Source organism: Providencia sp. PROV_01 (assembly GCF_053098325.1).
Window position 1 is genome coordinate 3,942,024 of record NZ_JBRFKD010000002.1, and the last position, 13,400, is coordinate 3,955,423.

11 protein-coding genes are annotated in these 13,400 nt (G+C 40.6%); 4 read left to right on the forward strand and 7 right to left on the reverse strand.

Annotated features, from left to right (window positions below; translation table 11 throughout):
- Positions 1–223 precede the first annotated feature (223 nt).
- The gene (gene arcB, locus ACU696_RS19100; protein ID WP_004908312.1) at positions 224–2,569 is read right to left on the reverse strand and encodes an aerobic respiration two-component sensor histidine kinase ArcB; all 2,346 of its coding nucleotides are present in this window, start codon (positions 2,567–2,569) and stop codon (positions 224–226) included.
- 300 nt (positions 2,570–2,869) lie between these two features.
- Between arcB and ACU696_RS19105 the strand changes: the two genes are divergently transcribed.
- Positions 2,870–4,276: an FAD-dependent oxidoreductase gene (locus tag ACU696_RS19105; protein WP_447343210.1), complete on the forward strand. Its 1,407-nt coding sequence runs from the start codon at positions 2,870–2,872 to the stop codon at positions 4,274–4,276.
- Between the two features lie 72 nt (positions 4,277–4,348).
- Here the strand turns inward: ACU696_RS19105 and sspB are convergent, their stop codons facing one another.
- From sspB to zapE, 5 genes are all read right to left on the reverse strand, one after another.
- Positions 4,349–4,840, reverse strand: coding sequence for a ClpXP protease specificity-enhancing factor (gene sspB, locus ACU696_RS19110; protein WP_004908309.1), 492 nt, complete (start codon positions 4,838–4,840; stop codon positions 4,349–4,351).
- A 7-nt stretch (positions 4,841–4,847) separates the two neighbouring features.
- Positions 4,848–5,489, reverse strand: a complete 642-nt coding sequence (gene sspA / locus ACU696_RS19115; RefSeq protein WP_004908304.1) for a stringent starvation protein SspA — start codon at positions 5,487–5,489, stop codon at positions 4,848–4,850.
- Positions 5,490–6,025: 536 nt separating this feature from the next.
- Positions 6,026–6,418, reverse strand: coding sequence for a 30S ribosomal protein S9 (rpsI, locus tag ACU696_RS19120; RefSeq protein WP_004258235.1), 393 nt, complete (start codon positions 6,416–6,418; stop codon positions 6,026–6,028).
- A 14-nt stretch (positions 6,419–6,432) separates the two neighbouring features.
- Entirely contained in the window at positions 6,433–6,861 is a 429-nt protein-coding gene (gene rplM / locus ACU696_RS19125; protein WP_004258237.1) for a 50S ribosomal protein L13, read from the reverse strand.
- A gap of 307 nt (positions 6,862–7,168) precedes the next feature.
- Positions 7,169–8,299, reverse strand: coding sequence for a cell division protein ZapE (gene zapE / locus ACU696_RS19130; protein WP_117162555.1), 1,131 nt, complete (start codon positions 8,297–8,299; stop codon positions 7,169–7,171).
- 355 nt (positions 8,300–8,654) lie between these two features.
- On the opposite strand from zapE, the gene zapG reads away from it, so the two are divergent.
- The 3 genes from zapG (at position 8,655) to degS (ending at position 12,012) form a co-directional block, all read left to right on the forward strand.
- Positions 8,655–9,059: a Z-ring associated protein ZapG gene (gene zapG, locus ACU696_RS19135; RefSeq protein ID WP_004908297.1), complete on the forward strand. Its 405-nt coding sequence runs from the start codon at positions 8,655–8,657 to the stop codon at positions 9,057–9,059.
- Positions 9,060–9,437: 378 nt separating this feature from the next.
- Entirely contained in the window at positions 9,438–10,832 is a 1,395-nt protein-coding gene (locus tag ACU696_RS19140; RefSeq protein ID WP_004908295.1) for a Do family serine endopeptidase, read from the forward strand.
- Between the two features lie 115 nt (positions 10,833–10,947).
- The gene (degS, locus tag ACU696_RS19145; RefSeq protein ID WP_209101852.1) at positions 10,948–12,012 is read left to right on the forward strand and encodes an outer membrane-stress sensor serine endopeptidase DegS; all 1,065 of its coding nucleotides are present in this window, start codon (positions 10,948–10,950) and stop codon (positions 12,010–12,012) included.
- A 107-nt stretch (positions 12,013–12,119) separates the two neighbouring features.
- Here degS and murA read toward each other — a convergent pair whose 3' ends face one another.
- Positions 12,120–13,382, reverse strand: coding sequence for a UDP-N-acetylglucosamine 1-carboxyvinyltransferase (murA, locus tag ACU696_RS19150; protein ID WP_115167915.1), 1,263 nt, complete (start codon positions 13,380–13,382; stop codon positions 12,120–12,122).
- Between the last annotated feature and the right edge of the window lie 18 nt (positions 13,383–13,400).

Consider the following 13,400-nt stretch of genomic DNA (forward strand, 5'->3'; position numbering starts at 1 on the left):
CATTTGTAGTAAATTATCTCTCAGGCGCTAAGGTGCACAAACATCAATCTTCATCACAGATTTTAATGAATCTTGTAACAGATTCGCAAAATTTTGGTATCTTGATGTTGCCCTTTACAGTGATATACCTAATTTAATGATTTGCAAAATACAAAAAAAATATGCAAATCAATGATTTCCCTGGTGTTGGCGCAGTATTCGCGCACCCCAACTTCGGTTGGGGTTATTTTTTTGTACGCTGATCAACCCAGTTTCTCAAAGTTTCTATATCTGCTTTCCAATCCTGTTTTAATTCATCCACCCATTCCTGTACATTGTCCCACCATGCTGGTAAATCAGGAGATTGAATCTGTTGTGCAATTTTCTGTAAGTTCTTTAAGCCAACAGAACCTGCCGCTCCTTTGATTTTATGGGCTTCCTCCACAATGCCTTTTTGGTCTTTAGCCACCATGTTCGAATCAAGAATAGCTAAGTAGCCTGGAAGCATTTTTTCAAAGACATCTAGCCCGTCATAAATAAGCTTAGGGCCAACTAATTCAATATACTGCTCTAGCATATCGCAATCTAATTTGGATTCATCAACACTTGAAGCCTCATGCTTACTCGGTGCTTCTTCAGGTCGCAAGGATTGATCCCCCCAAAATTGTTCAATAACCTGGGTCAGTGCTGGAACTGATAATGGCTTACTCAATACACCATCCATACCGGCATCAAAGTATTCTTTTTTGTCTTTCAGAACATTTGCAGTTAATGCAATTAATGGTGGTAAATCTTGCTTATCGTACTGCTGTTTGAGTTTCCTAGAAATATCAAGGCCTGTCATATCAGGTAATTGGATATCCAATAACACTAAATCATATTCACCAGGAGCAAACATCTCGAGGGCATCTTTACCATTCATTGCCACATCAACGGTATTACCTAAATTTTCTAATACAGAACAGGCAACAACGACATTCAGTTCGATATCTTCTACGAGTAAAATATGTAATGCAGGCAATGGGTAATCGTCTTCACTCTCTTGCTGTTCAACAACATCACTTTCAACCACAGGCGCTGTAATGGATAAAGTAAAAGTAGAGCCTTGCCCTATTTCACTTTCAACTTGAATATCGCCGCCCATATTTTGTGCTAAACGACGAGATACAGAAAGCCCAATCCCCGTTCCAGTAGCCGGTTTACCGCCAGCAGAATCTGTCACTTGATAATACATTGCAAAGATTTTATCTAGCTCATCCCTAGGGATACCTATGCCACTATCCTGAACCCTGAAAAACAATTTATTTTCAGCTTCTTGCCAAATACTAAGCTTCACTTCACCTTTTTGCGTAAACTTAACTGCGTTACCAATTAAATTCCACAATATCTGCCGCAAACGGGTCCCATCAGTTAACACCGTTTTTGGTAATGCAGGAGCGACATCCATGACAAATTTAAGCCCTTTCGGCTGCACTAATAACCCACTTAAATTCTCTAAATCATTCACAAATTCAGATAATGTGATTGGTTGGTTATCTAACTGAACCTTGCGACGCTCAATTTTGTCCATCTCTATAATATCATTGAATATATTACCCAATGTAACCGCACTTACATGGATCGTTTTTAAATAGCTAGATTGTTCCGAAGTTAAATCTGTGTCTAATAAAATCCGGCTCAAGCCAACAATGCCGTTAAGGGGTGTACGAAGCTCGTGGCTGATTGTAGAAATAAAGGTGGTTTTCTCCCTACTCGCGTTCTCTAACGCCTCCTGGTAGCGTTTACGTTCCGTTATATCGCGCCCAAAGCCCATCAGACCATGTCGTTTGCCAACTCGATCATAAAAAGGCACTTTACGGAGTTCAAAACAGGCTTTACGGCCGTCTGGATATACCAACCATTGCTCATAGGTAAGAGAAACATTATGACGAAAAACTTTTTCATCGGTTTCCATAACCTTAGAGGCAATTTCAACATCATAAATATCTAACGGAGTTAGCCCAACTAAGTGTTTTTCACTTTTTCCAGTCAACAGTTCCATTGCCCGGTTACAACCTGAAAACTCATTATTTTCGTTGCGGTAATAAACCAAGTCAGGTGAGGCATCAAGAAATGAACGAAGTAAAACAGATTGCTGCTCAAGTTCAATTTGTGTTTGCTCACGATATTTCATTTCTTGCTTTAATTGTTCAAGGAGCTCTAAATGAGCACGCTCAGCCTTTTCTCGCTCTTGAATTTCAAGGTTAAGCTGTTCAATATTTCCCTGTAATTGAGTGTTTAAATCAGCATCACGCTTTCTCATAACTTCAAGTTTATCAACCATTCGCGATAAACGCTGCCGAGATTCCTCAAGTTGCTCAACCACCACGGACAAAAAATAAACGGCTAACGGAGTGATGATTAACCCAAAGAAAATTGACCCGACCATATCGAGGCTATCAACATGCCCTCTTAAAAAAATTGTCACTGCCATTTGCATTATCATGGCGAGAACAACCAGTGCCGATGCGAGTAATAGGGAAAAACGCACTAACCCGAGCTTCATCATTAAATCGACATAGTATTGCGCAAGGCCGCGAAGTACTTTCATAACCACCCCTTAGTTAAATTCTCTTTGAATCATATATCAAACAAGGCAGTTTCGGATGATTATTCACTCGAAATGTCGATCCCGCTCATTCAATAGCCATTTTTTACTATTAATGATAAAAAACAATCAGGTATTTTCTTTGTGTTAGATAAAGTAAAAATTTACCTTGGATAGTTTTTAATCATAATTACATAAAAATCAAAACAATAACGCTATTGTTCCTTGGGCAAGACCGCTAAAATCAAAGAAAAAGCCCCTGCTATCTCAAGTAAAATCAGACAAAATTCAGTAAGGAATGCCATGAATTCAAATATTTTCGGTTCCCAACGTCGCGAGCCGCCCAAAAAAGCGCTGGCAATCCGCAAAATAGCGTTTACTGAAATCTATGCGCCCGATAATGCCGTCGATGCACAACAGCAAGCGAGCCGCTGTCTATCTTGTGGTAGCTCATTTTGTGAATGGAGGTGCCCACTACATAATCCAATATCAAAGTGGCTCAGGCTTGCTGCTGAAGGAAAAATTATCGAAGCTGCTGAATTATCTCATCATACCAATAGTTTACCTGAAATTTGTGGGCGTGTTTGCCCACAAGAAAAACTGTGCGAATTAGCATGTGTACTTAATGATACAACTGGTTCTATCACTATCGGTCATATTGAGCGGTATATTAATGATACTGCTTTTGCGATGGGGTGGCGCCCAAACCTTTCCCATATTAGCCCCGTTAACAAACGTGTCGCCATTGTTGGCGCAGGCCCGGCGGGTCTTTCTTGCGCCGATGTGCTTATTCGTAATGGTGTAAATGTCGTCGTTTTTGATAAGCACCCTGAAATAGGTGGGCTACTAACCTTTGGTATTCCGTCATTTAAGCTAGAAAAGGAACTGATGATCCAACGACGGGAAATATTTACAGAAATGGGCATTCAATTTCAATTAAATACCGAGGTAGGTATAGATGTCTCTCTAGATGAGCTTCTTTGCAGTTATGACGCCATTTTTATTGGTACAGGTACTTACCAAGCAATTCGAGGCAACTTACCTAAAAAATCGATTCAGGGCGTTTTTGAAGCACTTCCCTATCTAATCGCAAATACACGCCATTTAATGCAACTTCCCATCTCTAAAAACGAACCCTATGTTAATTTACACTCAAAAAGAGTTATCGTATTAGGAGGTGGAGATACCGCGATGGATTGTGTACGTACCGCTATTCGTCAAGGCGCAAAGCAGGTTAGCTGTCTCTATCGTAGAGATGAACAAAGTATGCCAGCCTCACAAAAAGAAGTCGCCAATGCGTTAGAAGAAGGCACTCAGTTCCATTTTAATATACAAGTCACTGAATTTGTCGTTAATGAGCAGCAACAACTTATAGGCGTTTATGCCACTCGTACACAAAATGGCGAATTAGAAAATGGTCGTTATCAAGTAGAACCACTTGAAGATTCAACCTTTTTTATCGAAACCGACACCATAATTGTCGCTTATGGATTTGCCCCTCATAACCAAACTTGGTTAGAAAAACCGTTAATTAAGCGTGATAAGTATGGTCATATTTTAGCAAACCGTAATAGCCGATTTCCGTTTCAAACTTCTCATGAAAAAGTATTTGCCGGAGGGGATATAATCAGAGGCTCAGATCTTGTTGTGACTGCTGTTGCTGATGGGCGTAATGCTGCCGAAGGTATTTTATTATTTCTAGAAGTTTAATTTCTCATTGATATAAAAAAACAGAGGGTTTTGCCCTCTGTTGATTAATATACTGTTAACCTGACCAATGGATTATTTGACAATCCTTAATGAAGGCCGACCTTTTGGTGGCCGCGGTGGCTCATCATCTGATGGCTCATGTGAATTTTCATCCACAGATTCAGCTTCATGAACTAAAGCAATGTTGTCTTCAAGCTCTTCAACTTGTTCAAAACCTGCTGATAACTCTGCATCATACGCAGCTTCAGGCTCAAACATCATTCCAGCCCCATTTTCACGTGCATATACCGCCATAATTGCGGCCATTGGGACATAAACTTGGCGAGGTATTCCACCAAAGCGAGCATTAAAACGCACTTCTTCATTGGTTATTTCAAAATTACCAACAGCTCTTGGCGCAACATTCAATACAATTTGCCCATCACGAGCAAATTCCATAGGAACGTTAACAGCAGGAACGGTGACATCAACCACCAAATGCGGAGTCATATCGTTATCGAGCAACCACTCATAGTGAGCGCGTAACAAATAAGGGCGACGTGGTGACATTGCTGTCATTTCCATCATTCTTTTAGCCTCTTGTAGACAAACGCATTTCGCGCTCAGATTCAGTCAACGATGCTAAAAATGCGTCACGTGCAAATACACGTTGCATATACAACTGCAAGTATTTGCTACTAGATGGGTTCAATTCAATACCAAGTACAGGTAAACGCCATAGTAACGGCGCTAAATAGCAATCTACGAGACTAAATTCTTCGCTCATGAAGAATTCCATTTCAGCAAAAACAGGTGAAACCGCGATCAGCTCTTCAGATAGTTGACGGCGGGCATTTGCTGCCTCTTGCGCACTACCGTTCTCTATTTTGCTCATTAATGAATACCAATCGCTTTGAATACGGTGCATCAATTGACGACTCGTCCCACGTGCAACTGGGTAAACAGGCATTAATGGTGGATGAGGAAAACGCTCATCAAGATATTCCATGATAATGTGTGGGTCATAGAGAGTCAGGTCACGATCGACTAATGTTGGAACACTCTGGTATGGGTTGAGATCGATCAGATCTTGAGGCAGATGACCGGGTTCAACATGTTCAATTTCAACACTTACCCCTTTTTCAGCCAGAACAATCCGTACCTGATGGCTAAAAATGTCAGTAGGGCCAGAGAACAATGTCATTACCGAGCGTTTATTAGGAGCGACAGCCATTAAAACCTCCAAAATACAAAATGGACGAAATGTAATTAATTTTTAATTACCCATTACCCATTTTAAAATCCCCTGTGTTTAACTTTCATTTATCCATATTGGAAGTCAACACAACCCTCCCGCACAGTAAAGGCGAGAAATGCGAAATAAAAAAACAGGGGCGTATTCTAACAGATTTTGTACAACTTAGGGGGGCTACATCGAAAAAATCATAGATTTATTTCATTTTAAGGATAAAATAGTAAAAAATTTAGAGTTATGGCAATATAAAAACAAAAAATACAGAATAAAAACCTTAAAGTTAACTCTATAGTTTGGACTATGTTTAATTAAAGTATCTCAGTATCGCTCACTAGTGATTATTTTAGACTAAATTATGATGTTTAACTTTAGATTATATTCGTTCTTTTATAAAGAGTCATAATTAGACACTGTTACCTGTCATAAATAATAAAAATGTAAGTAAAACAATAGGCAATAAAAAACCCGCCATAAGACGGGTTTTTTCATCAATTTTATACCCAAAGGGTAATAAATTAACGTTTGGAGAACTGTGGACGACGACGTGCTTTGCGCAGACCCACTTTTTTACGTTCAACAGAACGCGCATCACGGGTAACGAAACCAGCTTTACGCAGATCAGAACGAAGAGTCTCATCATAAGCCATCAGTGCACGTGTAATACCGTGACGGATTGCGCCTGCCTGACCTGAAATACCACCACCTTTAACAGTGATGTACAGATCCAGTTTTTCCAACATTTCAACCAATTCTAACGGCTGACGAACTACCATGCGCGCAGTTTCGCGACCAAAGTATTGTTCCAGTGTACGTTGATTGATTGTGATGTTACCGCTACCCGGCTTAATAAAGACACGAGCAGATGAGCTTTTGCGGCGACCAGTGCCGTAGTATTGATTTTCAGCCATTGCTATAATCCCGATTAAATGTCAAGAACTTGCGGTTGTTGAGCCGCGTGGTTGTGCTCATTACCTGCGTAAACTTTCAGTTTACGGTACATTGCACGACCCAGAGGTCCTTTTGGCAACATGCCTTTAACCGCGATTTCAAGCACACGCTCAGGACTGCGAGCAATCATTTCTTCGAAAGTTGCTTGCTTGATTCCACCTACATGGCCAGTATGGCGATAGTAGATTTTGTCTTCGCGTTTATTGCCGGTAACAGCAATTTTTTCTGCATTCAGAACGATGATGTAATCACCAGTATCCACGTGCGGAGTATATTCCGCTTTATGCTTACCGCGCAGACGGCTAGCAATTTCAGTTGCAAGACGGCCTAAAGTTTTGCCATCTGCATCAACAACGTACCAGTCGCGTTTTACGGTCTCTGGTTTAGCTGTAAAAGTTTTCATTAAAACTTACCCAATATTGAAGTTACACGTTGGTGAACACTCATGTTCATAAGCTTTCTGAGGTTCACACGACTCTTTGTCCAGTAAACCTACCCCTTCGAGCAGCCTAACTGGCATTAATGCGTTATTTTTTGGGAAATAAAAAACAACGCTGTAACGTGGGGTCGCAAGATTATAGAGAAGTCAGAAACAAAAATCGACCCCAAATGCATTTTTTTTACGTTTGCTCAAATAAACATCGCATCTTGTATTTAAATTATGCGATTTAGATGATTTGTTCGCTAACAACTCGGTTTTATCGTTAACCTTAAGTTAAATGCGGTATTTTCAGGTACTCTTCACTTTGCATTTCTTGCAATCGAGATAAGCAACGTTGGTATTCGAATGCTAACAATTGCCCCTGATACAGCGATTCCATTGGCACTTCAGCGTTAATCACTAATTTAACTTTTCGTTCGTAAAACTCATCAATTAACGCTAAAAACCGCCGAGCCGGGTTTTCATCGTTGGTTCCCATCACAGGTACATCGTACAGTAAGACGGTGTGATAACAGTTGGACAGGTAAATATAGTCATTTTGACTACGAGGCTCCTCACACAATACTTTGAAGCCTATCGCAAGAACACCTTCTGCAGCACGGATAACGGGCATTTTTCGGTGGTTAACCTCTAAAACAGGGTTCACCTCACCTTCTTTTCCTGCCAATTTCACAAACACCTCATCAAGATGTTGTCGGTTTTCATGGTTAATTGGCGATAAAAATAAATGTGCTTGCGTTAAAGTTCTTAAACGGTAATCAATACCTGCATCGACATTCATCACATCACAGTATTTTTTAATTTGCTCAATCGCAGGTAAAAAACGTGCCCGCTGCAAGCCATTTCGATAAAGATTATCAGGGATGATATTTGAAGTGGCGACAAGAGTGATGCCCCGAGCAAAGAGCCCTTCTAGTAAAGTGCCTAGGATCATAGCGTCTGTAATATCTGACACAAAAAATTCATCAAAACACAAGACATCTGTTTGTTTTTTAAACTCATCCGCAATGATATCTAGTGGGTTCTCTTGCCCTTGCAGTGCCATCAAATCTTCTTGTACTTTTTTCATAAAGCGATGAAAATGTAAGCGAAGTTTACGCGTACCCGGTAAACTTTCATAAAACATATCCATTAGCCACGTCTTTCCACGCCCCACCCCGCCCCACATATATAGCCCTTGTATGGGGACAACCGGTACTGTTGACGTTTTACCTAGAAGGCGGTTAAAGCGCTGCTTTAAACCTGAAGGCTTATCTTGTAAAGTGGAAGAGGTTGCATCAACAAGCTGCTGATATATTTTATCTAGGCGTTCTACAGCGAGCTTTTGTACGTCATCTGGCTGATAGTTTCCATCAGCTAGCGCTTGTTGATAACGCATTATAGGGGTCATCGGCGACATTAACTGAATAATCCTTAAAAATTTTTCGGTTTTTTTACCGTTATTTGATATACACTGCCTTTATTATAACCAGATTCAGTTATCATTTAACTTTCGGTTAACGAGCCGCTATAGAGTAAGGAAATTCGATTTAAGATTCCACTCTTAATATCTTAATAAGTTGTTGACTAATTTAGCCTGTCTAATTCAAAGCTTGTCGATTTTGTCATCACTTAACTAGTCAAATTACAATATGTTAAGACGCTTTACTTGACGCTTACATGCAACTTGAATTATTTAAGGTATAGTAACGGTAACAACACTACGTTTCTGCGAACATTGAATCTGTGAACATTGAAGTAATGAAGGAGTCAGCATGACCTGGGAGTATGCATTAATCGGATTGATTGTGGGTTTTATCATCGGTGCATTAGTTGTGCGCTATGGCAACCCAAAGCTTCGCCAGCAAAAAACAGCGCAGGCTGAGCTAGACAAAAAAAGTACTGAACTTGAAGAGTACCGTAAAGAGCTTGTGAGCCATTTTGCTCGTAGCGCAGAATTATTGGATAAAATGGCGCGTGATTACCGTCAGCTTTATCAACACATGGCACAAAGTTCGTCTGAATTAATGCCTGATATGCCAGCGCAAGACAACCCATTTAACTATCGTTTAACCGAATCTGAAGCAGATAACGATCAAGCGCCAGTTAAAATGCCACCAAGAGATTACTCAGATGGTGCATCGGGTCTTTTCAGGCCTATCGAAGAGAAAGAGAAGTAAGTTTTTATCTTTTATCACCAGTAAGCACCACTTACTGGTGATTTTCTACCAAATACACTAAATTTAGTCGCTTTCCGTGTATCTTTCATGATTAAATTTTTATTTAATAATTCTGAACAAGATTTCCATCCAAATATAAATTAATAATTTATTTACCTACTGTATAGAAGTTATGGTTTCACTTAAGTTGCATGTAAATAGATGTAAAAGAGTGGATATTCGCTACCCGTAAGGGGAACTTTTGCGCATAATCGGTAGTCATAGTCATCAGTAAAATTGAATCTGATACCAACCAATATTATCTCAACGCATTGTGTTTATTCTAAAATTGTATCTACAATGAGTTGATAATTTATTCTTGAGAGAATCGACTAAATTATGAAAAGAAAAAACTTTTTTCTTACCGCGGTAGCAATGAGTTTAGGTTTATCTTTAGCGGCTATCCCTGCCGTAAGTAGCGCAGCATTACCTGCAACTTTACCTGCAACAGCACAAAGCCAGAACATGCCTAGCTTAGCTCCAATGCTTGAAAAAGTATTGCCTGCTGTAGTTAATATTCACGTGTCGGGTACGCGCGTACAAAACCAGCAAATTCCAGAAGAACTTAAATTCTTTTTTGGCCCAAATGTACCACAACAGCAACAAAGCGTACGTCCATTTGAAGGCTTAGGTTCGGGGGTCATTATTGATGCTCAGCAAGGTTATATTTTAACCAATAACCATGTTATTGATGGCGCTGACAAAATTCAAATTCAATTAAATGATGGCCGTGAAATTGCCGTTAACTTAATTGGTAAAGACCCGCAAACAGATATCGCGTTATTGAAAATCAGTAATGCAAAAGATATCAAAAACTTAACAGCTGTTAGTATTGCAGACTCCGACAAATTACGTGTGGGTGATTTTGCGGTTGCCGTCGGTAACCCATTTGGTTTAGGGCAAACAGCGACATCAGGCATTATCTCCGCATTAGGCCGTAGCGGTTTGAACCTTGAAGGTCTAGAAAACTTTATCCAGACCGATGCTTCCATTAACCGTGGTAACTCTGGTGGCGCACTCGTTAACCTAAACGGTGAATTAATCGGTATCAATACCGCAATCTTAGCACCTGGCGGCGGTAATATCGGTATCGGCTTCGCGATCCCAAGTAATATGGCTAAAAACCTTAGCGAGCAGTTAATTAAGCATGGTGAAGTAAAACGCGGGATCTTAGGTATCAAAGGTACTGAAATGAACTCCGATATCGCTAAAGCATTCAATATTGATGCACAGCGTGGCGCTTTCGTGAGCGAAGTTTTACCTAAATCATCCGCAGCTAAAGCAGGCATTAAATCCGGTGACGTTTTAGTCTCTGTTGATGGTAAACGTATTAATAGCTTTGCAGAGTTAAGAGCTAAAATCGGTACTAGCCAAATTGGTAAAGAAATTACTATTGGCTTGATTCGCTCAGGTAAACCAATGGAAGTCAAAGTGGTTCTCGAGAACGACGAAGGCTCTGCAACTAAAGCCGAAAAATTGAGTGAATCTTTATTAGGTGCAACGATTTCGAATGCAACGGTAAGCAACACCAAAGGTGTTCAAGTTGATAGCGTCGCGCCTAAATCACCGGCGGCTGCCATTGGCCTAGTAAAAGGCGATTTAATCTTTGGTGTCAATGACGCTCGTGTTGAGACGATTGAACAATTCCGTAAGATTATCGATGCTAAACCTCCGGTATTAGCCATGAAAGTATTGCGTGATGGTGAAACCTTATATTTACTGATGAGAAATTAATTCATCAAAAACCATCTGAAAACCAATAAAACAGGTACAGTATCACTCTGCTGTACCTGTTTTTTTATGTTATGCTCTGAACATGTTTAAGCAATAACTAAATATTCTATATCCTATGGTGAAGAAGCTAACTTTATCTGTCATGCTTGGCCTGTTGACTGCATTGATTATTATCGTTGCGGTTCCTTCTTTGCGCCCTCAAGGTTTAGCCGACTTATTATATGGTAAAACAAATAGTGAGCCCGTCAGTTATAATAAAGCGGTACGTCGTGCTGCACCTGCAGTGGTCTATGTTTATAGCAGTTCAAAAGGCAGTTTTTCTCAATCAGGACGTGAATTAAAATCCCTCGGTTCAGGTGTGATCATGAGCCAAAATGGCTACATCATCACGAATAAACATGTGGTTGATAACCCAGACCAAATTTTAGTAGCTTTACAAGATGGTGCTATTTTTGATGCCCTCCTAGTTGGCTCAGACCCATTGACTGACCTCGCCGTATTGAAAATTGATGCCGATAACTTACCTGTTATTCCAATTAATACGCAACGAGTCACTCATGTTGGTGATGTCGTACTGGCAATTGGAAATCCTTATAACATAGGTCAAACCGTTACTCAGGGGATTATCAGTGCGACAGGTCGTGTTGGGTTAAGCTCTACTCGCCGACAAAACTTTCTTCAAACCGACGCCTCAATCAACTCAGGTAACTCTGGCGGAGCATTAATTAATACCGAAGGTGAGTTAGTAGGCATCAACACGCTTTCTTTCACTGCAGGTCAAGGCATTAGTTCTGAAGGGCTAAGCTTTGCTATTCCTACCGCACTAGCCACCAAAATCATGGATAAGCTAATTCGTGATGGCCGAGTGATCCGCGGTTATATTGGTATTACCGCACGCGAATTGCCTCAAATTAGGTCAAATAACAATAATATCAATCAAATACAAGGCTTACGGGTTTTCCAAGTTGCCCCAAATGGGCCAGCGGCTAAGGCTGGTATACTGCAAGGGGATATTATTTTATCGGTTGATGGTAAACCGGCTATTTCAGCCGCGGAAACTATGGATTTAGTTGCAGAAATCCGTCCCGGAAGTAAAACGGCAGTACAAATTTTACGAGATGGCGAAATTAAAAATATTGATGTGATTATCGAAGAAATTCCTGAAGAACCGGCTGGGTAATCATTAGAAATACATTTGCATAAAAAAGGTTGTTCGATATCGAACAACCTTTTTTGATTCATCGAATGGGTAAATAAAGCCACCAGCCTATTTACCTTATCAAGGTATTAATCATCTGAGTGCACGCGCTGAATATCAGCACCTAAACCACGTAGTTTATCTTCGATATGCTCATAGCCACGGTCAATATGATAAATACGGTCAACTGTCGTTGTCCCTTCCGCAATACAACCCGCTATAACTAAACTCGCAGAAGCTCGTAAATCCGTTGCCATCACCTGTGCACTGGTTAATTTTTCAACACCATGACATAACACAGTATTACTTTCAATTTCAGCATGAGCACCCATACGGATTAGCTCAGGGATATGCATAAAACGATTCTCAAAAATCGTTTCAGTGATCATGCCAGCACCATCAGCAACAAGATTAAGTAAGCTAAACTGTGCTTGCATATCCGTTGGGAACCCTGGGTGTGGCGCCGTACGTAATGTCACTGCTTTCGGGCGTTTGCCTTCCATATCTAGGCTAATCCAGTCATCACCAATTTCAATTTTAGCTCCTGCTTCACGCAATTTAGCTAACACCGCATCTAAAGTGTCTGGACGAGCATTACGACAGATAACCTTGCCGCGCGAAACCGCGGCTGCAATTAAAAATGTTCCCGTTTCAATACGGTCAGGTAGTACTTTATAAACACCCCCACCTAAACGTTCAACACCTTCAATAACAATACGGTCAGTCCCTGCACCCGTAATTTTTGCACCAAGGGTATTTAAGAAATTAGCAGTATCTTCAATTTCAGGTTCACGTGCCGCATTTTCAATTGTTGTGGTTCCTTCAGCTAAAGTCGCAGCCGTCATAATAGAGACTGTCGCACCCACACTGACTTTATCCATCACAATGCAAGCACCTTTTAAGCGGCCATCGACCGTTGCTTTTACATAACCATCTTCTAAAGCAATCTTTGCGCCTAATTGCTCTAAACCTGAAATATGTAAATCAACTGGACGAGCACCGATAGCACAGCCGCCTGGTAAAGAAACTTCACCATGACCAAAACGAGCGACCAATGGCGCCAAAGCCCAAATGGATGCACGCATGGTTTTAACAAGGTCATAAGGTGCACAGTATGTCGTTACAGTGCTTGCATCGACGTACACTGAGCCATTGCGTTGTACTTTAGTACCAAGTTGATTCAGTAATTTAATCGTTGTGTCGATATCCCTCAAATGAGGGACATTCTGTATTTCTACTGGCTCTTCAGCCAACAGAGCAGCGAACAGAATTGGTAATGCCGCATTTTTTGCGCCAGATATAGTGACCTCACCCTGTAAGCGGGTTGGTCCTTTAACTAAAAACTTATCCATTCAAGTATTCTCGTATGT

Coding starts and splice junctions, on each gene's coding strand:
- murA (WP_115167915.1), bottom strand. CDS start 13,382: ATGGATAAGTTTTTAGTTAAAGGACCAACCCGCTTACAGGGTGAGGTC.
- zapE (WP_117162555.1), bottom strand. CDS start 8,299: ATGTCGCCGATGACCCCTATAATGCGTTATCAACAAGCGCTAGCTGAT.
- ACU696_RS19140 (WP_004908295.1), top strand. CDS start 9,438: ATGAAAAGAAAAAACTTTTTTCTTACCGCGGTAGCAATGAGTTTAGGT.
- sspA (WP_004908304.1), bottom strand. CDS start 5,489: ATGGCTGTCGCTCCTAATAAACGCTCGGTAATGACATTGTTCTCTGGC.
- ACU696_RS19105 (WP_447343210.1), top strand. CDS start 2,870: ATGAATTCAAATATTTTCGGTTCCCAACGTCGCGAGCCGCCCAAAAAA.
- zapG (WP_004908297.1), top strand. CDS start 8,655: ATGACCTGGGAGTATGCATTAATCGGATTGATTGTGGGTTTTATCATC.
- sspB (WP_004908309.1), bottom strand. CDS start 4,840: ATGGAAATGACAGCAATGTCACCACGTCGCCCTTATTTGTTACGCGCT.
- rpsI (WP_004258235.1), bottom strand. CDS start 6,418: ATGGCTGAAAATCAATACTACGGCACTGGTCGCCGCAAAAGCTCATCT.
- arcB (WP_004908312.1), bottom strand. CDS start 2,569: ATGAAAGTACTTCGCGGCCTTGCGCAATACTATGTCGATTTAATGATG.
- rplM (WP_004258237.1), bottom strand. CDS start 6,861: ATGAAAACTTTTACAGCTAAACCAGAGACCGTAAAACGCGACTGGTAC.
- degS (WP_209101852.1), top strand. CDS start 10,948: ATGGTGAAGAAGCTAACTTTATCTGTCATGCTTGGCCTGTTGACTGCA.